This window comes from Streptomyces sp. NPDC007205 (assembly GCF_040634095.1).
In the GTDB taxonomy this organism is placed as follows: domain Bacteria; phylum Actinomycetota; class Actinomycetes; order Streptomycetales; family Streptomycetaceae; genus Streptomyces.
The window spans coordinates 85,421-105,456 of record NZ_JBEYEW010000018.1 but is presented as its reverse complement, the minus strand read 5'-3'; the positions used below and the strand labels follow the sequence as shown (position 1 = coordinate 105,456).

Here is a 20,036-nt window from a genome sequence, read left to right as displayed (position 1 = left end):
AAGAATCGTGGAGAAACTGATCGCGCTGCTCATCGCGGCGCCCCTGCTCGGAGCGGCCGTCCTCCTGGTCGGCGGCCGGCGGCTCGACGCCGTCGGCCAATGGATCGGCACGGTGCTCTCGTTCGTCTCCTTCGCCTTCGGCGTCGTCCTCTTCGCCGGCCTGCTGGGCAAGGCGGCCGAACACCGGACGCTGACGCAGCACCTGTTCAGCTGGGTCCCGGTGGCCGGCTTCCAGGCGGACGTCACCTTCCGCCTGGACCAGCTGTCGATGACGTTCGTGCTGCTGATCACCGGCGTCGGCTCGCTGATCCACCTGTACTCGGTCGGGTACATGGAGCACGACGAGCGGCGTCGCCGCTTCTTCGGCTACCTGAACCTGTTCCTCGCGGCGATGCTGCTGCTCGTCCTCGCCGACAATTACCTGCTGCTGTACGTCGGCTGGGAGGGCGTCGGCCTCGCCTCCTACCTGCTGATCGGCTTCTGGCAGCACAAGCCCAGCGCCGCGACGGCCGCGAAGAAGGCCTTCCTGGTCAACCGCGTCGGCGACATGGGCCTGTCGATCGCGATCATGCTGATGTTCACCACCTTCGGCAGCTTCGCCTTCGGCCCGGTCCTCAGCCACGCCGGGGACGCCTCCCAGAACAAGCTCACCGCCATCGGCCTGATGCTCCTGCTCGCCGCCTGCGGCAAGTCCGCCCAGGTGCCGCTGCAGTCCTGGCTCGGCGACGCCATGGAAGGCCCGACCCCGGTCTCAGCCCTGATCCACGCGGCGACGATGGTGACGGCGGGCGTGTATCTCATCGTCCGCTCCGGAGCCGTCTTCAACGCGGCGCCCGACGCTCAGCTCGCGGTCACCGTGGTCGGTGCGGTCACGCTCCTGTTCGGTGCGATCGTCGGTTGCGCGAAGGACGACATCAAGAAGGCACTGGCCGGCTCGACCATGTCGCAGATCGGCTACATGGTCCTCGCCGCGGGCCTCGGCCCCATCGGCTACGTCTTCGCGATCATGCACCTGGTGACGCACGGCTTCTTCAAGGCCGGGCTGTTCCTCGGCGCCGGCTCCGTCATGCACGGCATGAACGACGAGGTCGACATGCGCAAGTACGGCGGCCTCAGGAAGTACATGCCGGTCACGTTCGTCACCTTCGGCCTCGGTTACCTCGCCATCATCGGGTTCCCGGGCCTGTCCGGGTTCTTCTCCAAGGACAAGATCATCGAGGCGGCCTTCGCCAAGGGCGGCACCGAGGGCTGGATCCTCGGCGGTGCGGCCCTGCTGGGCGCGGCCATCACCGCCTTCTACATGACGCGCGTGATGCTGATGACCTTCTTCGGAGAGGAGCGTTGGAAGAACCAACCCACTCGCTCCCCGGAGGCACCCAGCGCGGAACCCGCCGCGGAGCACCAGGGCGAGCACGCCGAGCCACACCCGCACGAGTCCCCGAAGGTCATGACGATCCCGATGATCGTGCTGGCCGTCGGCTCCGTCCTGGGCGGTGGCTTCTTCAGCATCGGCGACCGCTTCCTGCACTGGCTCGAGCCGGTCACCGGACACAGCGAGGGCAACTCCCCGGTCAGCGCATGGATGGTCACCGCGGCGACCCTCGTGTGCCTCGCCATCGGAGTCGGCATCGCCTGGGCCCAGTACGGCCGCAAGCCCGTCCCCGCCGTCGCCCCGCGCGGCTCCCTGCTCACCCGCGCGGCCCGCCGCGACCTACTGCAGGACGACTTCAACCACGTCGTCCTGGTACGCGGCGGCGAACACCTCACGCGCTCCCTGGTGTACGTCGATCACACCCTGGTCGACGGCGTCGTCAACGGCACGGCAGCCGGCTTCGGCGGCCTGTCCGGACGGCTCCGCCGGATCCAGAACGGCTTCGCCCGCTCCTATGCGGTCTCGATGTTCGGCGGTGCGGCACTCCTGGTCGCCGCGACCCTGCTGATGAGGGCGGTCTGATACCGATGTCCTTTCCTCTGCTGACAGCGACGGCGGCGCTCCCGGCCATCGGGGCCGTCGCCACGGCCGCCGTGCCGGCCGCGGGGCGCACCGCCGCCAAGTGGCTGGCGCTGCTCGTCTCGCTCGCCACGCTCGCCCTGGCGATCACCGTCCTGGTCCGCTTCGACCCGGACGGTGCCCGCTACCAGCTCACCGAATCGCACGCCTGGATCAAGGACTTCGGGGTGCGGTACGAGCTGGGTGTCGACGGCATCGCGGTGGCGCTGGTCGCGCTGACCGCCCTGCTGATCCCGTTCATCATCCTCGCCGGCTGGCACGACGCCGACCCGCTGGAGACCGGCAGCCGCCGCTGGCGGCCCACCCAGGGTTTCTTCGCGCTGATCCTGGCCGTCGAGGCGATGGTGCTCATCTCCTTCGAGTCCACCGACGTCTTCGTCTTCTACATCTTCTTCGAAGCCATGCTCATCCCGATGTACTTCCTCATCGGCGGCTTCGGAGACCGCGCCCACGCCCAGGGCGAGGCGGCGGCCTCGACACAGCGGTCGTACGCGGCGGTGAAGTTCCTGCTCTACAACCTGGTCGGCGGTCTGATCATGCTGGCCGCGGTGATCGGCGTCTACGTAGTGGCCGGGAACTTCAGCCTCCAGGAGATCGTGCAGGCCCGCGCCAACGGTTCGCTGCACATGGCGACGAGCACCGAACGCTGGCTGTTCCTCGGCTTCTTCTTCGCCTTCGCGGTGAAGGCGCCGCTGTGGCCGCTGCACACCTGGCTGCCCAACGCCATGCAGGAGGCCACCGCCCCGGTCGCCGTCCTCATCACCGCGGTCGTCGACAAGGTCGGCACCTTCGCGATGCTCCGCTTCTGCCTCCAGCTGTTCCCGGAGGCCAGCAAGTGGGCGACACCCGTGATCCTCGTGCTGGCCCTGATCAGCATCGTCTACGGCGCGCTGCTCGCCGTCGGCCAGCGGGACATCAAGCGCCTGGTGGCCTACGCGTCGATCTCGCACTTCGGCTTCATCATCATGGGCATCTTCGCGATGACCAGCCAGGGCCAGTCCGGTGCGACGCTCTACATGGTCAACCACGGCATCTCCACCGCCGCGCTGATGCTGGTCGCGGGCTTCCTGATCTCCCGGCGCGGCTCGCGGCTCATCGCCGACTACGGAGGTGTGCAGAAGGTCGCCCCGGTGCTCGCCGGCACCTTCCTGATCGGCGGCCTCGCCACGCTGTCCCTGCCCGGCCTCGCCCCGTTCGTGAGCGAGTTCCTGGTCCTGGTCGGCACCTTCACCCGCTACCCGGTGATCGGCATCATCGCCACCTTCGGCATCGTCCTCGCCGCGCTCTACACCCTCGTCCTCTACCAGCGGACGATGACGGGCCCGGTGAAGCCCGAGGTATCGGCGATGCCCGATCTACGCGCGCGTGAGCTCGTGGTCGTCGCCCCGCTGATCGTGCTGCTGATCTTCCTGGGCGTCTACCCGAAACCCGTCACGGACATCGTCAACCCGGCGGTCAAGCAGACCATGTCCGACGTACACAAAAAGGACCCCAAGCCCGAGGTGGAGGCGGCCAAGTGAGCACAGCAGCCGTCCACAGCCTGTGGACAACCGCGGCCGATCCGATCTCGAAGATCCCGGCACCGAAGATCGAATACGGACAATTGTCGCCGACACTGATCGTCGTCGGCGCGGCGCTGGTCGGAGTGCTCATCGAGGCGTTCCTCCCGCGCAGGTCCCGCTACTACGCGCAGGTGTTCCTGTCCGTCGTCGCCCTGTGCGCCGCGTTCGCCGCGGTGGTCGGGCTGGCGGCCGACGGCTACGGCACGACAAAGGCGCACATCGCAGCCATGGGCGCCATCGCGGTCGACGGCCCGTCCCTGTTCCTGCAGGGCACCATCCTGCTGGCCGGCCTGGTCGGTCTGTTCACCTTCGCCGAGCGGCGCCTGGACCCGGCCGCGGACGGCAGCCGCGTCGACTCCTTCGCCGCGCAGGCCGCCTCCGTACCGGGCAGCGACAGCGAGAAAGCCGCGGTGAAGGCCGGCTTCACCACCACCGAGGTCTTCCCGCTGCTGCTCTTCGCCATCGCCGGCATGCTGGTGTTCCCCTCGGCCAACGACCTGCTGACGCTGTTCGTGGCCCTGGAGGTCTTCTCCCTGCCGCTGTACCTGCTGTGCGCGCTGGCCCGCCGCAAGCGGCTGATGTCGCAGGAGGCCGCAGTCAAGTACTTCCTGCTCGGCGCGTTCGCCTCCGCGTTCACGCTGTTCGGCATCGCCCTGCTCTACGGCTACGCCGGCTCGGTGTCGTACGCGCGCATCGCACAGGTCGTCGACGGCACGGTCACCAACATCGACCCGGCACTCGCCAACACCATGGGCAACGACGCTTTGCTGCTGCTCGGCAGCGCCCTGATCGTGATGGGCCTGCTGTTCAAGGTGGGTGCGGTGCCGTTCCACATGTGGACGCCGGACGTCTACCAGGGCGCGCCGACGCCCGTGACCGGCTTCATGGCGGCGGCGACGAAGGTGGCCGCGTTCGGCGCGCTGCTGCGGCTGCTCTACGTCGTTCTGCCCGGGATGCGCTGGGACTGGCGGCCGGTCATGTGGGCGGTGGCGATCATCACCATGCTCGGCGGGGCGATCGTCGCGATCACGCAGACCGACATCAAGCGGCTCCTGGCGTACTCGTCCATCGCGCACGCCGGATTCATCCTCGCGGGTGTCATCGCCACCTCGAAGGACGGCGTCTCGTCGGTCCTCTTCTACCTGGCCGGCTACTCCTTCGTGACGATCGGCGCCTTCGCGGTGGTCACGCTCGTGCGGGACGCGGGCGGCGAGGCGACCCATCTGTCTAAGTGGGCCGGGCTCGGCCGCAGGTCGCCGCTGGTGGCGGCCGTGTTCGCGGTGTTCCTGCTGGCCTTCGCGGGCATCCCGCTGACGTCCGGCTTCGCGGGGAAGTTCGCCGTCTTCAAGGCGGCGGCGGCCGGCGGCGCGGCACCGCTGGTCGTGATCGGTGTGATCTCCTCGGCGATCGCCGCGTTCTTCTACATCCGCGTGATCGTGCTGATGTTCTTCAGCGAGCCGAAGCCGGAAGGCCCGACCGTGGCCGTGCCGTCCCCGCTGACCATGGTGGCGATCGCCATGGGTGTCGCGGTCACGCTGGTGCTCGGTGTGGCGCCGCAGTACTTCCTGGACCTGGCCAGCCAGGCAGGGGTGTTCGTGCGCTGATTCCCCTGCACCGGGCCCCGGTTCCCCAGGGAACCGGGGCCTTCGCACGCCGTCAGCCCGGTGCTCCGGGGTACGGGCACTTCACTTCGGGGTTCCACTCGAAGAACAAGCCGCTGGGGTTGTTCTTGCAGATCCAGGCATGCAGGGAGTAGCGGGTCGGAATGGTCGAGCTACGGGGGGTCAGCGGACCCTCGAAGTCATGACCGAACAGCCGCGGCCGCGGCGTGTCCTTGTCGGCCTTCACGATCCATTCCACGCCCGTGAGCCTGCCTCCCCCGACGCCGTCGTCCTCGTAAAGGAGGGCAGCGGGCCTGGCCGGGTCGAGAGAGCCGCAGAGGGACGGGCTGATGTAGTGGTGTGTGGCGGTCTGTGGGACCGGCCTCCGCTACTCCCGCCCGAGAAGCATGTCCCCGGTGTGATCGCCGGGCCGTCCGGGACACCCGATGGGGTGACCGGACTGGTCCGTGCGATGACGTCAGGCCCCGCGCCGATCTCCCTCGGCCTGTGGATAACTCCGAGGCTGTCGGTCCGGACCCCTATGGTGGAGGCAGCGGTCGAGAGACGACACACGGGGGACCGACGGGGGACAGGACGATGGGCGCGACGGGCGGGATCAGCGAGATGCCACAGGTGACCGAGGGGCCGGGCACGGCCGACAGCGAGGCGCTGGCCACGCTGCACCGGGTCTTCGGATACGAGGCCTTCCGGAGCGAGCAGAAAGCGATCATCGAGCACGTGGTGGCGGGCGGCGACGCCGTCGTTCTCATGCCCACCGGCGGCGGCAAGTCGCTGTGCTACCAGATCCCCGCCCTGGTCAGACCCGGCACGGGCATCGTGATCTCCCCGCTGATCGCGCTCATGCAGGACCAGGTGGACGCCCTGCGCGCCCTCGGCGTGCGGGCCGGCTTCATCAACTCCACGCAGGACTTCGACGAGCGGCGCATGGTCGAGGCCGAGTTCCTGGCCGGTGAGCTGGACCTGCTGTATCTGGCGCCCGAGCGGCTGCGTCTGGACACCACGCTGGGTCTCCTCTCACGCGGGAAGATCTCCGTCTTCGCGATCGACGAGGCGCACTGCGTGTCCCAGTGGGGCCACGACTTCCGCCCCGACTACCTCACCCTGTCCCTCCTGGGCGAGCGCTGGCCGGACGTCCCGCGGATCGCCCTCACCGCCACGGCCACCCGAGCCACGCACGAAGAGATCACCCAGCGGCTGAACCTGCCGACGGCCCGCCACTTCGTCGCCAGCTTCGACCGGCCCAACATCCAGTACCGGATCGTGCCCAAGGCCGACCCCAGGAAGCAGCTGCTCGCCTTCCTCCGGCAGGAGCACGCGGGTGACGCCGGCATCGTGTACTGCCTGTCGCGCAACTCGGTGGAGCGGACGGCGGAGTTCCTGACCGCCAACGGCGTCGAGGCCGTGCCGTATCACGCGGGTCTGGAGGCGGGCACGCGCGCCGCCCACCAGTCGCGGTTCCTGCGCGAGGACGGCCTGGTCGTGGTGGCGACCATCGCCTTCGGCATGGGCATCGACAAGCCGGACGTACGGTTCGTCGCCCACCTGGACCTGCCCAAGTCGATCGAGGGCTACTACCAGGAGACCGGCCGGGCGGGCCGCGACGGACTGCCGTCCACGGCCTGGATGGCGTACGGCCTGAACGACGTCATACAGCAGCGCAAGCTGATCCAGTCCGGCGAGGGCGACGAGGCGTTCCGCCGCCGGGCCGCCGCCCACCTCGACGCCATGCTCGCCCTGTGCGAGACGGCCCGGTGCCGCCGCGGCCAGCTGCTCGCCTACTTCGGCCAGGACCCGGACGCTGCGGACTGCGGCAACTGCGACACCTGCCTCACCCCGCCGGAGACCTGGGACGGCACGATCGCCGCGCAGAAGGTGCTGTCGACGGTGGTCCGGCTGCAGCGGGAGCGCGGGCAGAAGTTCGGCGCCCTGCAGATCGTCGACATCCTGCTCGGCAAGCGCACCGGGAAAGTCATCCAGTTCGACCACGACCAGCTGTCCGTCTTCGGTATCGGCCAGGACCTCGCCGAGGCCGAGTGGCGTGGCGTCATCCGGCAGCTGCTGGCTCAGGGACTGCTCGCGGTCGAGGGAGAGTACGGCACTCTGGTGCTCACCGAGGCGAGCGGCTCCGTCCTGCGGCGTGAAAGCGAGGTGCCGCTGCGCAAGGAGCCGAAGAAGCCGGCCGCCTCCCGGTCGCGATCGGCGGGCGCCTCCGGAGGCGACCGCAAGGCCAGGACAGCCGTGGCGGAACTGCCCGACGAACTGCTGCCCGCCTTCGAGGCCCTGCGTGCCTGGCGCGCCGAACAGGCCCGCGAGCAGGGCGTGCCGGCGTACGTCATCTTCCACGACGCCACCCTGCGGGAGATCGTCAGCCGACGGCCCGGTTCGGTGCGCGAGCTGGGCACGGTGAGCGGTGTCGGCGAGAAGAAGCTGGCGACGTACGGGGAGGGCGTGCTGGCCGCACTGGCCTCCCTGGACGGGCCGGCCCCGGCCGCCGCCGGCGACGCGCGGGACGCCGACTGGCCGGAGCCGGACGAGGAGCCGGAGCCCGACGACTGGATATAGCCCGTCACGAGCCGGCGCCGGGCACAGGAGTCACTGGGCAGGGGAGTCACAGCCCCCGCGCCGCGTAGGCCCTGACGTCCGCGTCCGAGTCGCTGGTGGCCGTCGCGAGGGCCGCGCGCGCCTCTGCCGTGGCCCGGTGCCGGGTCAGGGCCAGCACGGCCGCCTTGCGTACGTCGGCGTTCGGGTCGGCCAGCGCCCTGGCCAGGGCGGGGACGGCGGTCCCGGCGGACGCGACCGACAGCGCGGTGGCGGCGCCGGAGCGGACCTGCCAGGCCGGGTCCGACAGCGCGGCCACGGCTCGGGGGGCGAGCGGGGCCGGGCAGCCGGTGCCGGCCAGCGCGGCGAAGGCGGCACCGCGCACCAGTGGATCGGTGTCCCCGGTGAGCCGGTCCAGGGTGGCGGTGAGCAACTCCCGGTCGGCCGCGGTCAGGGACGCCGGGCCGACGGCTGCCAGGGCCTTGGCCACGGTGACCCGGACCTCCCGGGAGGGATCGTCCACGGCACCCGCCAGCGGCCGGACCGCGTCGACGGAGACGAGCGCCCGTACGGCCTCGGCGCGGACGGCGATGTCGGGGTCGTCCAGCGCCGCCGCGAACACCGCGGCATCACCGAGCCGTAGAGCGCGCAGCACATCGACGGCGGCGGCGCGGACCACGGGGTCGGCCGCGGCAAGGGCGTCGGTGAGGGCGGTACCCAGAGCCGGTTCGGGCGGCAGGGTCTCGACCAGTTCGCGCAGTGAGGCCGCGGCGGTCGCGCGGACTTCGGCGTCGGAGTCGGCGAGAGCACCGGCCAGGGCCTGCCCGGTGCCGGGCGGCGCGGTCTCGGTGAGAACCGAGACGGCCGTACGCCGGAGGGCGGGATCCTCATCGGTCAAGTACGGCCCGATGAGTTCGAGTTCGGGTCCCGCCTCGGCCAGCTCCAGCAGCTGCAGAAGCCGGGGCGAGGCCGCGCCCGGCGCGCCGGGCCGGTCGGCGGAGGCGGTGGCACGCGCGGACGTCGGCCCTGCGGCGACCGGCGCCGTCTCGCGCGGCCCGGCCGTGGCCACCTGCTCGGCATGGACCTCGCCCAACCGCCGGGAGGGACCGCCGACCGGCGTGAACTCCTCGACCGGGACCAGATACGGAGCCACGGGACGGGCCGTGAACTCCATCGCACCAGAGGGGGACTTGTGCAGATCGAGATGGTGGAACCAGGAGACGTCGTCACGGCCGGGGTGGTCGAGACGGTCGTGATAGAGGCCCCAGCGGGACTCGGTGCGGGCGAGAGAGGCGCGGGCGGCCATCTCGGCGCAGTCACGGATGAAGGTGACCTCCGCACAGCGCATCAGCTCGTGCGGGGTGCGGGCGCCCATGGCGGCGATGTCGGCGCGCATCCGCTCGAAGGCCTCCAGGGCGAGGGAGAGGCGCGCACCGGACTTCGGCGGTGCCACGTAATCGTTCACGAAACGGCGCAGCTTGTACTCGACCTGGGTCTGCGGCGGGCCGTCCGGGTTGCGCAGCGGGCGGTAGATCAGCTCGTGCGCCGCGCGCACCTGGTCCGCGGGAAGCTCACCCTCGTAAGCGGTGTACTGGGCGGCGTCCGCGCCCGCGAGATCGCCGAAGACAAAGGCACCGATCATGTAGTTGTGCGGGACGCAGGCGAGGTCACCGGCGGCGTACAGGCGGGGGACGGTCGTACGGGCGTGGTCGTCGACGCGGACACCGGAGGCGGAGTGGCCGCCGCACAGGCCGATCTCGGAGATGTGCATCTCGACGTCATGGGTGCGGTAGTCGTGCCCGCGGCCGGCGTGGAAGGTGCCGCGGGTGGGCCGCTCGGTGGAGTGCAGGATCGACTCCAGGGCGGAGAGCGACTCATCGGGGAGATGGCTGAGCTTGAGGTAGACCGGGCCGCGGTCACTGGCGACCTCGGCGGCGAACTCGGCCATCATCTGCCCCGACCAGTAGTCGGAGTCGACGAACCGCTCGCCGTGCCGGTTGACCTGGTAGCCGCCGAAGGGGTTGGCGACGTACGCGCAGGCCGGACCGTTGTAGTCCTTGATCAACGGGTTGATCTGGAAGCACTCGATACCGGTCAGCTCGGCGCCCGCGTGGTAGGCCATGGCGTACCCGTCACCGGCGTTGGTGGGGTTCTCGTAGGTGCCGTACAGGTAGCCGGAGGCGGGCAGACCGAGCCGGCCGCAGGCGCCGGTGGCGAGGATGACCGCCCCCGCGCGGACGGTGACGAAGGCGCCGGTACGGGTGTGGAAGCCGACGGCGCCCACGGCCCGGCCCTCGGCGGTGAGGACCCGGACCGGCATCACCCGGTTCTCGATCCGGATCCGCTCCCGCATCTCGCGCCGCCGAAGCTGCCGGTACAGGACCTTTTTGACGTCCTTGCCCTCTGGCATCGGCAGTACGTACGAGCCGGAGCGATGCACCTGGCGCACCGCGTACTCTCCGTGCTCGTCCTTCTCGAACTTGACGCCGTACGACTCCAGCCGCTGGACCATCGCGAAACCGCGGACGGCGGTCTGGCGGACGGGGGACTGGTCGACGATGCCGTCATTGGCGCGGGTGATCTCGGCGACGTAGTCGTCGGGTTCGGCGCGACCGGGGATGACAGCGTTGTTGACGCCGTCCATGCCCATGGCGAGCGCGCCGGAGTGGCGGACGTGGGCCTTCTCCAGCAGCAGCACGTTCGCACCGCGCTCGGCGGCGGTCAGGGCCGCCATGGTGCCGGCGGTGCCGCCGCCGATGACGAGGACGTCGCAGGCCAGCTCCTCGGCGTCGGCGACGGCGGGAATCTCCAGGGAAGTGGACGCGGGGGTGGTCACCGGGATGCCTTTCAGGAGGCGAGCGAAGTGAGGATGTCGCGGCGCAGGGCCACACGGGCCGGGTCGTCGACGGCCCCACGGTCGCGCGGCCCGGGTACGTCGCGCACGGCGGCCACCCGGCCGGAGCCGAGCAGGGCCACGCGGTCACCGAGGAAGAGGGCCTCGTCCACGTCGTGCGTGACGAAGACGACGGTCGCTCCGGTGCCGCGCAACACCTCCACCAGCAGGTCCTGCATGCCGGAGCGGGTCTGGGCGTCGAGGGCGCCGAAGGGCTCGTCCATGAGGAGGGCACGCGGGCTGTCCGCCAAGGCGCGGGCCAACTGGGCGCGCTGGCGCTGCCCGCCGGACACCCGGTGCGGCAAGTGCCCCGCGTGCGCGCTGAGTCCGACGCGGGCCAGCCAGGACTCGGCCCGGGACCGGCGTGCGGAGCGCGGTACGCCGCTGATGGCGAGTGGCAGTTCGACGTTCCCGCGCAAGGTGCGCCAGGGCAGCAGCGCGTCCTCCTGGAAGACCAGCGCACGGCCCGCCGAGGGCCCCGCCAGCGGGGCGCCGTCCACCTCGGCGGCGCCACCCAGGGCAGGCAGCAGCCCGGCGAGGGTGCGCAGCAGCGTGGACTTGCCGCAGCCGGAAGGGCCCACGACGGTCAGGATCTCGCCGGGGGAGACGTCCAGGTCGACGTCGTACAGCACCGGCGCGTCCGGGCGGCCGAGCACGGCGGAACGGAAGGTGAGCCGGGTGCCGCGTACGGCCTCCGATGCCGGCGCGACGGGAGCGGTGACGGTCTCAGACGAGGTGCTCATCACGGGCCTCCTCGGTGTCCTTGTGGCCCTGCTGCTCGGGTTGGGCCTGGTACTCGGGATCGCGCTCGGCGCGCAGGGGGGCGGCGGCCACAGGCCGGGGCACGCCGGCGCGGCCACCGGGGACGTACGAGGTGCGGGGCAGCCAGCGGGTCAGACGCCGGCCGAGGAGTTCCACGGCCGTGGAGGTGATCCAGCCGAGGACGCCGATCGTGACCATGCCGACGAAGACGCCCGGGTAGTTCACCACGGTGTAGTCCTGCCAGGTGCGGTAGCCGACGCCGTACTGGCCGGAGATCATCTCGGCGGAGATCACGCAGATCCACGACACGCCGATGCCCACCGACAGCCCGCCGAAAATGCCGGGCAGCGCGCCCGGCAGTATCACCGAACCGAGGATCCGCAGCCGGCCGCCGCCCATGGTGCGCACCGCTTCCTCCCAGACGGGGGTCAGCGCACGGACCGCGTGCCGGGTGGAGACCAGCACCGGGAAGAAGGCGGCGGTGCAGGTGATGAAGACGATGCCCTGCTCGTTGGAGGGGAAGAGGAGGATCGCGACGGGGACGAGGGCGATCGCCGGGATCGGGCGGATCACCTCCAGGACCGGGCCGAGCAGATCCTCGGCGAGGCGCGAGCGGGCCACGAGCATGCCCGTCGCCACGCCCAGGACGGCTGCCAGTGCGAAGCCGGTGAGGATCCGGGTGAGGCTGTCGGTGAGGTCGGTCCAGTAGTCGCTGCCGGAGAGCCGGTCGGCGAAGGCGCGGGCCACGTCGGTGACGGTCGGGAACTGCGAGAACCGCAGCCAAAGGTTCACGTCCAGGCTGGTCAGCAACTGCCACAGGCCGAGGAAGACGGTCAGGGAGGCCGTCCGCAGCGCATACCGGGCCAAGGGCCACCGGGTCATGAGGCCCGCTCCAGCGCGTCGCGGTACGACACCGTACGGGCGCCGCCGTGGGCGGTGACGTAGGCCTGCGCCGTCGCCGGGGTGACGAAGGGCAGCAGCTGATCGCCGTCGGCCACCCACACCGCCTTGTCGGCGAACCAGAGGGTCCCGGTGGTCGCGTCGGGCACATAGGCGGCGCGGATGCCGGCCTGGTGCGCGGCCAAGTACGCCAGCAGTTCCTTCGCGGACTTGAAGGAGACGGTCTTCTCGCTGCCTTTGGGCCACACCTCACTCGCGGCCGGCGCGGCCGCGGCGGCCAGGCGCTTGGCGTAGGAAGAGCCGAGGGCCTTCTTGACGTACTGGTCGTCGACGAAGGAGTCCACGTCGATGTCGCCGGTCAGTTTGGCGGCCTTCAGCACGGACACGTCCTGCTTGAGCGCGGAGACGAGCTGCGGCTTGACCGCCGGGTCGAAGGTGGCGATGCCGTGGGCACCGTTGTAGAGGTAGACCACCTCGGCGGGCAGGCCGGTGGCCTCGGCGACCTTCTCGGAGGCGGCGACGGGGTGGGCGTTGAGGTAGTCTGTCGCCTCTGCCTGGGCCTTGAGAAAGGCCTCCAGGACGCCCGGACGCTGCTGGACGAAGTCCTCGCGGGCGGTGACACCGTGGAAGGTGGGCAGGTTCAGCTGGGCGCCGTCGTACAGGGCCTTGGCTCTGCCCTGGTAGGCGAGCAGTCCCGGCCAGGCGACGAACTGCGACAGGGCATCCACGCTGCCGGCAGAGAGCGCCGAGGCGCCGACGGCAGGCTGCTGGTTCAGTTTGGAGATGCCCTTGTCCGGGTCGATGCCGGCGCGTTGCAGGGCCCGTACGAGAGTGCCGTCCGCGGCGGAACCGACGCTCGTCGAGACTTTCTCGCCCTTCAGGTCCTTCAGGGTGCTTAGTTTCGAATGGGGCGAGGTGACGACGGTGTTGAGGCCGCCGCGCAGGTTGTAGCCGGTCACCGAGACCAGGTGGGTGGGGCGGCCGAGCTGTTTGCCGCGGGCCGCGTTGAGCAGCAGCGGGAAGTCGCCCATCGAGCCGATGTCGATCTTGCCGGCGGTCATCTGGGCGGTGATCGGGGCGCCGGTGGCGTAGTCCTGCCAGTCGACCTTGTAGGTGTGGCCGTCATGCAGGGAGTTGAGCTGCTTCTCGAAGTAGCCGAGGGAGCGCAGCAACGTGCCCGCGGTGACGGTGTTGATGGTCTTGGACTGGTAGCCGACGGTCACGGTGACCGTGGAGCCGCTGCCCGCTTCGGCGCTGCCGCCGCAGGCGGACAGGGGAAGGAGGAGCGCGACGGCGGATACGGCGACTGCCGTTCGTTTCATGGTGGTTGTACCTCTCACCGCAGCAGGTAGGGCATGTTGACCGTGACGGCTCCGGTGGGGCAGCGGGCCGCGCACGGGCCGCAGTACCAGCACTCGTCGACGTGCATGTACGCCTTGCCGTTCGTCTCGTCGATGGCCAGGGAGTCCAGCGGGCACATGTCCACGCAGAGGGTGCAGCCGTCGATGCACTTCGACTCGTCGATGGTCACGGGCACGTCGGCCCGCTGGGGCGCCAAGGGCATGGCTGTCTCCAGGAAACGTGCAGGCAAGGGGCGTGTTACGACCGGTGGAGCAGGCCGCTCATGGTGATCCGGTCGCCGCGGAAGCGGATGAACTCCAGGTCGACGGGGCGGCCGTCGGGGAGATGTGTGAGGCGTTCCAGCATCAGTACGGCGGCGCCGCGCGGGGCCTGGAGCACGGCGGCGGAGTGGGGGTCCGCGTTCACCGCTTCCAGGGTGATCTCGGCGTGGCCGAGGCGCTGGCCGGTGATGGCTTCCAGGAGGCGGAAGACATCGGTGTTCTCCAGGTCTGCGCCGAGCAGGGCGGTGCCGATGTCGAGTGGGATGTAGGTGAGGTCGAGGGAGAGCGGGAGGCCGTTCAGGCGGCGCAGGCGTTCGATGTAGAGGACGTCGGCGTCGGCGGGGATGCGGAGGCGGTCGGCCACCGGGGCGGGTGCGGGGGCGGGGCCCATGGTGCGGACCTCGTTGGTGACGCGGCCGTGTTCGCGGAGGGTTTCCGCGAGGCCCATCAGACGGTCGAGCCCGTGCGGGTACTTCTGGGCGACGACCACGGTGCCGACTCCGGGCAGTCGCTCCACCAGGCCCTCGGCCCGGAGGAGGTCCAGGGCCTGACGGACGGTGTTGCGGGAGGCGCGGTAGTCGGCGGCGAGGGTCGACTCATGGGGGAGGGGGCCGTTCTGGAAGGCGCCGGTGAGGATCTGGTGGCGCAGCAGGTCGGCCAGCTGCCGGGCCCGGTCCGCACGCAGCCGTCGACGCGTGCGGTGGGCGGCGACGGTGGTCGCTGCGCCCTGACCCGCGTGGTCTCGGGGACGGTCGGTGGGTGGCATGGCCGAAACCATACCGACGCGGTAGGGAATGGGGTGTTGCTGAAGTGTTGCGCCAGGTGAGGGGGCGTTGGATACGGCGCTGAGCTGCGCGTATTCCGCCGTGGGCGGGAAGATCTGCCACCCGGCGGTCCGCTCAGGACAGTGCTGTCAGACCCGGCGCGAACGTGATCAGGAGCGGCAGCAAGGGCACCAGCGCGGCCACCGTCGTCGTCAGCGCCCGGTGCCGGCGCAGCAACCGCGGTGGCGGCTCCAGCAGGCGGTCCACGCGCTCGCCGAGGAGGCGACGGCTGGAGTCGCAGGACAGGACGCCCCGGTGCTGGTTCAGCTCGATCAGGGCGAGGGCCGTGGTGAGGTGCCCGCAGCGCCGGGACGCCGTGTCGTCGGCGGCCAGCTCGACCAGGCGGTGCGTCTGGTCGCAGAAGTGCGCGAAGAGCGGCACGCGCGGGAAGCCCGTGGCGAGCGCGGTGGACAGGTGCAGCAGCCAGTCGTGGTGGGCACGCGCGTGCCCGCGCTCATGGGTGAGGACGGCGTCCAGCTGGTGGTCGGTGAGGCGCTGCAGCGCCCCCGTCGTGACGACCAGTTGCGGCGGGTGTCCAGGCATCCACCAGGCGTCCGGGTATTCGTCCTCCAGCACCAGCATGGGGCCGCGCGCCGCCGGCAGTCCGTCCGGCAGATCGGGGGCGCGCTCCCGCAGTTGTGCGCGGGCCTGGCCGCGGCTGCGGCGGGCCTCGACGAGTTCCCGGCCCAGCAGGGCCGTCGTCCAGGCGGCTCCGCAGGCCAGCAGCACGGTGAGGGCGGCGGCCCACACCGGCGCGGAGGAGAGGTCGTAGGCGGCGGTGACGGAGGGCGGCGCGGGGGCGAAGACACGGTCGCGGACGGTGTGGAAGACGGCCGCCGTGCCCAGCACCAGTGCCGCCAGGCAGCACAGCAGGACGGTGGCGACCAGGCACTGCCACACCCACAGCGCGACCACCGGTTCCCGCTCGGGCCAGGCCGCACGGGTCAGCGCGCGTGGCGCCGGCAGGGCTGCCGTCAGGGCGACGACGCTCAGCAGGAGCAGGCAGACGGTCATGCCGGGGCTCCGGTTCCTGGTCGGAGAGTTGTGCGGGTGTCGGTGGTGCGGGGTGACGCGTCGAGGGCGCGTCGCGTGTGGTGCGTGTCTGCCCAGTATGACGGTGAGGGGCGGCGAGAGTCAGGCCTCGGCGTCGATCGATTCCGCGGCTGCGGTCCCCCGCATTTCTTCCCGTCGAGTGTGCCCGGTTTCCTTCCCGCCCGGCGTGGCCGCCGTCGGGTGCGGAAGCGTTACGTCTCCCGCTCCTGGAACGCGCGCCGTACCGCCTCCACCACGTCGTCCTCTCCGAAGCCCAAGGCTGCTGCCCAGGCCACGAAGTCGCGCGTACCGTCGGCGAGTGCGGCCGTCTCGTGGCGGCGGGCGCCCGGTGGTGGCGGAGCCACCCGGGTCCCCGCGCCGCGCCGGGTCCGGATCAGGGCCGCCGCCTCCAGTTCGCGGTAGGCGCGGGCGACGGTGCCCGCTGCGAGGCCGAGGTCCGCGGCCAGTTGCCGTACCGTCGGCAACCGCTCGCCCTCGGCCAGCCGTCCGCTGCTGATCAGGGTGGCGAGCTGGGCGCGGATCTGCTCGTAGGGCGGGACGGGGCTGGTCGTGTCGACCCGGACGGCGGTGCCGCTCACCGGCGTGCCCCCGCTCCGCGGCGCCACCCCGCCCGGGGCGAGCAGACGGTGAAGAGCATCCACGGTGCGGTCACCAGGGAGATCAGCGCGAGCGGCAGCAGGACCGCGGTGGCCGCGGTACCCGCCGCACCGTCGCACGTCATGCTCGTCAGGGCGCCCGAGGCCGTTGTGGCCGTGCCCAGCAGCGAGGTGGAGACGACGATTCCCCAGGCGGCCACGATCGCCAGCGAGCGGTCGCGGCGGGACTGTTCGTCGCCGGGCCGGGTGGCGATCCGCCGCAGCGACCAGCCGCACGCGCCCGTGGTGACGGCGAGGGAGGCCAGCATGGGCAGGCCGTAGGCGAGACCGGGCCAGGGGCCGTGCCCCTCGGTCATGCCCCGGCAGGTCAGGGTGAGTTCACGGCCTGCCCGCCCCAGGTCGTCGGGCGAGGCCACCGCGCCCGCCGTCGCCAGCACTGCCACCAGGGCGACCGCGAGGACGGCCAGCAGCCAGGTCATCCGGGGCGGTACGTAGTCGCGGACGCGGCGTGGTGCGAGCCCGGCGGTGCGGACGGCTCCCCGGGCCGGCGCGGCCAGTGCGTCGCCCACCAGGACGCCGGCGACCGCGCACAGGCCGAACGCAGGGATGGCGTACAGCATGCCGTCGCCGTGGTCGAGTGGAGACAGCCAGACGGCCGCCAGGGCGCCCGTGGCCAGGCCCGTCCAGCGGGCGTAGCGGTCGGCCGGCGCCCGGGAGGCGGTCGCCGGCGAGGTCACGTCGAGATCGGTCATGGAAGTCCCCGTGAGAAGCACTTGTACTCACCGTTTGTATCAAGCGGTGAGTACAAGATGCCCGGCCCCGCGGACTTGTGTCAACTGCTTGCTACAAAAGCCTGCTCATCCCGCCACGACCCGGCCGCTGACCTCCCCCAGGCCGACACGGAGCCCGTCCGCCCCGGGAGCCCACGCCGACAGGGTCACCACGTCACCGTCCTCCAAGAAGGCCCGCTTGCCGTCCGGGAGTTCGAGGGGGTCGCGGCCGTTCCAGGTCAGCTCCAGCAGTGAGCCGCGCTGGCGCTCCTCGGGTCCGCTCACCGTGCCTGAGCCGTACAGGTCCCCGGTGCGCAGCGAGGCACCGTTCACCGTCATGTGGGCGAGCTGCTGGGCGGCGGTCCAGTACATGGTCGAAAAAGGCGGCTCGGAGACCACGTGGCCGTTGATCGCGACGGAGATCCGCAGATCGTAGCCGCCGGGCTCGATGCCGGGCGCCGAGTCGTCCAGGTACGGCAGCAGCGGGTGCGTGCGCTGCGGAGGCGCCACGCGCGCGTGCTCCAGTGCTTCCAGCGGGGTGATCCACGCCGACACGGAGGTCGCGAAGGACTTGCCGAGGAAGGGGCCGAGGGGAACGTACTCCCAGGCCTGGATGTCGCGTGCGGACCAGTCGTTCAGCAGGCACAGCCCGAAGACGTGGTCGCGGAAGTCGGCCAGCGCGACCGGACTGCCCAGCGCGGACGGCGCGCCCACGACGAAGCCGACCTCCGCCTCGATGTCCAGCCGGATCGACGGCCCGAAGACGGGTGCCGGGTCGGCCGGGGCCTTGCGCTGCCCGGAGGGCCGTACGACGTCCGTGCCGGAAACGACGATCGTGCCGGAGCGGCCGTGGTAACCGATGGGCAGGTGCTTCCAGTTGGGGGTGAGGGAGTCCTCGGCGTCCGGGCGGAAGATCTGGCCGACGTTGCGGGCGTGGTTCTCCGAGGCGTAGAAGTCGACGTAGTCCGCCACCTCGAAGGGCAGGTGCAGGGTCACCTCGGACAAGGGGTGGAACAGCGGCTCGACGGCTTCGCGGTGCGCGGGGTCCGTGACCCAGGCCGTGACGGCGCGCCGTACCTCCGACCAGGTGGGGCGGCCGGCGGCCAGCAGCGCGTTGAGGGTGGGGCGCGCGAGCAGTGCGTGGTGGGGCGAGCGGAGGGCGGCGGCTGCGGCGCCCGCGTCGAGGACGTGGTCCCCGAGCCGGACGCCGACCCTCCGCTCCGTGCTGCCGGAGGGCGAGAACACGCCATAGGGAAGGTTGTGCGGGCCGAAGGGGTCGCCCTCGGGGACGTCGAAGGGGGGCATGGGGTGCTGCCTCACTCTCATCCGGGCCGTGCGCGGCGCTCGTTCCATGTGGTCGCGCCACACGTTACGGCCGTGACGCGTGTCTTGGGCAGAGCCTCCTGCGGCACCTGCCACGGTGTCCGAAAGGTGCGTGTCGAAGGGTCTTCGAAAGGTTGCTCGCACTCTGTCTAAAGAGTTCGCAATGTCCGGAAAAGCCTTGTCGGAGGCGGCAATTCCGGCTTAGCGTCCTTTGGGACACGGACGGGGTGGGTCCGTTCCATTGGGGGGACACGTGGGGGGACCCGTGGCCGGAGACACCGTCGGTGTGCCGTTCGAGGCGGACCGGGACGTACCAGGACTGATCGTCAAGTTCGGCGACTATCCGCTGCACCACGGCGGCGTCGGGGCGATCCGCAGTCTGGGCCGGCTCGGCGTGCCCATGTATGCCATCACCGAGGACGCGTACACGCCCGCGGCCTCCTCGCGCTATCTGAAGAAGGCCTTCGTGTGGCCGACGACCGGTGCGGAGGACCCGGGCCGCCTGGTCGAGGGCCTGCTGCGCGTCGGCCGCCGTATCGGCCGCCCCACCGTTCTCGTCCCGACGGACGAGGAGGCCGCCGTACTGGTCGCCGAGCACCAGCACGAGCTGGCCGGATCCTTTCTCTTCCCGCGTGTCGACCCCGCCCTGCCGCGCCGGCTCGCCAGCAAGCAGGGCCTGCACGAACTGTGCGTGGAGCACGGCGTCGCGAGTCCCGCGTCGGCGTTCCCCGAGTCGTACGAGGACGTCGTCGCCTTCGCCGACACGGCCCGCTTCCCGGTGGTGGCCAAGAACCGGGAGGCGTTCGTCCGGCGCACCCGGCCCGCCGTCAACGGCACCACGCGGATCGCCACCCGCGAGGGCCTGCTCGCCCTCGCCCGCGACTGGGGGGTGCGGCCGGGCGTGATCCTCCAGGAGTACCTGCCGCGCGAGGAGGCCGAGGACTGGATCGTGCACGCCTGCTTCGACCAGGACTCCAGCCCCCTCGCCCTGTTCACCGGCGTCAAGGTCCGCTCCTGGCCGCCGCACGCAGGCATGACGGCGAACGCGTACGTCGTCGACAACCCGGAACTCACCGACCTCGCCGCACGTTTCATCAAGCAGATCGGCTACAGCGGCATCATCGACCTCGACCTGCGCTTCGACCGGCGCGACGGACAGTACAAGCTCCTCGACTTCAACCCCCGCATGGGCGCCCAGTTCCGGCTCTTCGAGACCGAGTCGGGAGTGGACGTCGTACGCGCCATGCATCTGAATCTGACCGGCCGCCCCGTTCCTGAGGGGGAGCAGCGCGCCGGCCACCGCTACATCGTGGAGAACATCGACCTGCCCGCACTCCTCGCCTACCGCCGCAGCGGCTATACGACGCCGCACGCGCCGGCGAAGGCGAGCGGGACGGAGCTGGCCTGGCTCGCGGGTGACGACCCGCTGCCGTTCCTCACGATGCTCGCCCGCTTCGTGCGCCCGGGCGCGAAGCACCTCTATCAGCTGTGGCGGACCAACCGCCGCGGCAGCAGCACCTCCACGAAGTAGGCAAGGCCACCAAGAGTGGCGCACCGTGT

16 protein-coding genes are annotated in these 20,036 nt (G+C 71.0%); 5 read left to right on the top strand and 11 right to left on the bottom strand.

The window, feature by feature from the left end; translation table 11 throughout:
- Positions 1-7 precede the first annotated feature (7 nt).
- From nuoL to nuoN, 3 genes are read left to right on the top strand one after another with little or no spacing between them, the layout of a single operon-like run.
- Positions 8-1,954 carry an NADH-quinone oxidoreductase subunit L gene (gene nuoL / locus ABZ624_RS27035; protein WP_360094071.1) on the top strand — a complete coding sequence of 649 codons (1,947 nt, stop codon included), beginning with the start codon at positions 8-10 and terminating at the stop codon, positions 1,952-1,954.
- Between the two features lie 5 nt (positions 1,955-1,959).
- Positions 1,960-3,531 (top strand): NADH-quinone oxidoreductase subunit M, encoded by a 1,572-nt coding sequence (locus tag ABZ624_RS27030; protein ID WP_360094068.1) that lies wholly within the window; start codon positions 1,960-1,962, stop codon positions 3,529-3,531.
- Positions 3,528-5,177 (top strand): NADH-quinone oxidoreductase subunit NuoN, encoded by a 1,650-nt coding sequence (gene nuoN / locus ABZ624_RS27025; protein WP_360094065.1) that lies wholly within the window; start codon positions 3,528-3,530, stop codon positions 5,175-5,177. The genes ABZ624_RS27030 and nuoN overlap by 4 nt, the downstream gene beginning before the upstream one ends.
- Positions 5,178-5,229: 52 nt before the next feature.
- Here the strand turns inward: nuoN and ABZ624_RS27020 are convergent, their stop codons facing one another.
- Positions 5,230-5,433, bottom strand: a complete 204-nt coding sequence (locus ABZ624_RS27020; protein ID WP_360094062.1) for a hypothetical protein — start codon at positions 5,431-5,433, stop codon at positions 5,230-5,232.
- 338 nt (positions 5,434-5,771) lie between these two features.
- Here ABZ624_RS27020 and recQ point away from each other — a divergent pair, with 338 nt between their 5' ends.
- A complete protein-coding gene (gene recQ / locus ABZ624_RS27015; RefSeq protein ID WP_360094059.1) occupies positions 5,772-7,757 on the top strand; it encodes a DNA helicase RecQ in 1,986 nt (661 codons plus the stop codon).
- A gap of 46 nt (positions 7,758-7,803) precedes the next feature.
- Here recQ and ABZ624_RS27010 read toward each other — a convergent pair whose 3' ends face one another.
- From ABZ624_RS27010 to fahA, 10 genes are all read right to left on the bottom strand, one after another.
- Complete coding sequence (locus ABZ624_RS27010) at positions 7,804-10,569, bottom strand: fumarate reductase/succinate dehydrogenase flavoprotein subunit (protein WP_360094056.1); 2,766 nt, start codon at positions 10,567-10,569, stop codon at positions 7,804-7,806.
- An 11-nt stretch (positions 10,570-10,580) separates the two neighbouring features.
- A complete protein-coding gene (locus ABZ624_RS27005; protein WP_360094053.1) occupies positions 10,581-11,369 on the bottom strand; it encodes an ABC transporter ATP-binding protein in 789 nt (262 codons plus the stop codon).
- Complete coding sequence (locus tag ABZ624_RS27000; protein WP_360094050.1) at positions 11,353-12,270, bottom strand: ABC transporter permease; 918 nt, start codon at positions 12,268-12,270, stop codon at positions 11,353-11,355. The genes ABZ624_RS27005 and ABZ624_RS27000 overlap by 17 nt, the downstream gene beginning before the upstream one ends.
- Entirely contained in the window at positions 12,267-13,610 is a 1,344-nt protein-coding gene (locus ABZ624_RS26995) for an ABC transporter substrate-binding protein (protein ID WP_360094047.1), read from the bottom strand. Before ABZ624_RS26995 ends, ABZ624_RS27000 begins: the two co-directional genes overlap by 4 nt.
- Positions 13,611-13,624: 14 nt before the next feature.
- On the bottom strand, positions 13,625-13,852 hold the full coding sequence (locus ABZ624_RS26990) for a ferredoxin family protein (RefSeq protein WP_031166915.1): 228 nt from the start codon (positions 13,850-13,852) through the stop codon (positions 13,625-13,627).
- Between the two features lie 35 nt (positions 13,853-13,887).
- The gene (locus tag ABZ624_RS26985; RefSeq protein ID WP_360094044.1) at positions 13,888-14,676 is read right to left on the bottom strand and encodes a GntR family transcriptional regulator; all 789 of its coding nucleotides are present in this window, start codon (positions 14,674-14,676) and stop codon (positions 13,888-13,890) included.
- 133 nt (positions 14,677-14,809) lie between these two features.
- Positions 14,810-15,748 (bottom strand): M56 family metallopeptidase, encoded by a 939-nt coding sequence (locus ABZ624_RS26980; protein ID WP_360094041.1) that lies wholly within the window; start codon positions 15,746-15,748, stop codon positions 14,810-14,812.
- Between the two features lie 230 nt (positions 15,749-15,978).
- Positions 15,979-16,365: a GntR family transcriptional regulator gene (locus tag ABZ624_RS26975; protein ID WP_360094038.1), complete on the bottom strand. Its 387-nt coding sequence runs from the start codon at positions 16,363-16,365 to the stop codon at positions 15,979-15,981.
- Positions 16,362-17,135 carry a hypothetical protein gene (locus ABZ624_RS26970; protein ID WP_360094035.1) on the bottom strand — a complete coding sequence of 258 codons (774 nt, stop codon included), beginning with the start codon at positions 17,133-17,135 and terminating at the stop codon, positions 16,362-16,364. The genes ABZ624_RS26975 and ABZ624_RS26970 overlap by 4 nt, the downstream gene beginning before the upstream one ends.
- 105 nt (positions 17,136-17,240) lie before the next feature.
- Positions 17,241-18,458, bottom strand: a complete 1,218-nt coding sequence (gene fahA, locus ABZ624_RS26965) for a fumarylacetoacetase (protein ID WP_360094031.1) — start codon at positions 18,456-18,458, stop codon at positions 17,241-17,243.
- A 304-nt stretch (positions 18,459-18,762) separates the two neighbouring features.
- Here fahA and ABZ624_RS26960 point away from each other — a divergent pair, with 304 nt between their 5' ends.
- Positions 18,763-20,007 (top strand): ATP-grasp domain-containing protein, encoded by a 1,245-nt coding sequence (locus ABZ624_RS26960; protein WP_360094231.1) that lies wholly within the window; start codon positions 18,763-18,765, stop codon positions 20,005-20,007.
- Positions 20,008-20,036: the final 29 nt, after the last annotated feature.

Bases quoted from the DNA above. Each gene is read 5' to 3' on its own strand.
- fahA (WP_360094031.1), bottom strand. From the start codon at position 18,458: ATGCCCCCCTTCGACGTCCCCGAGGGCGACCCCTTCGGCCCGCACAAC.
- ABZ624_RS26970 (WP_360094035.1), bottom strand. From the start codon at position 17,135: ATGACCGATCTCGACGTGACCTCGCCGGCGACCGCCTCCCGGGCGCCG.
- ABZ624_RS27000 (WP_360094050.1), bottom strand. From the start codon at position 12,270: ATGACCCGGTGGCCCTTGGCCCGGTATGCGCTGCGGACGGCCTCCCTG.
- ABZ624_RS26990 (WP_031166915.1), bottom strand. From the start codon at position 13,852: ATGCCCTTGGCGCCCCAGCGGGCCGACGTGCCCGTGACCATCGACGAG.
- ABZ624_RS26980 (WP_360094041.1), bottom strand. From the start codon at position 15,748: ATGACCGTCTGCCTGCTCCTGCTGAGCGTCGTCGCCCTGACGGCAGCC.
- ABZ624_RS26985 (WP_360094044.1), bottom strand. From the start codon at position 14,676: ATGCCACCCACCGACCGTCCCCGAGACCACGCGGGTCAGGGCGCAGCG.
- recQ (WP_360094059.1), top strand. From the start codon at position 5,772: ATGGGCGCGACGGGCGGGATCAGCGAGATGCCACAGGTGACCGAGGGG.
- ABZ624_RS27005 (WP_360094053.1), bottom strand. From the start codon at position 11,369: ATGAGCACCTCGTCTGAGACCGTCACCGCTCCCGTCGCGCCGGCATCG.
- ABZ624_RS26995 (WP_360094047.1), bottom strand. From the start codon at position 13,610: ATGAAACGAACGGCAGTCGCCGTATCCGCCGTCGCGCTCCTCCTTCCC.
- ABZ624_RS27030 (WP_360094068.1), top strand. From the start codon at position 1,960: ATGTCCTTTCCTCTGCTGACAGCGACGGCGGCGCTCCCGGCCATCGGG.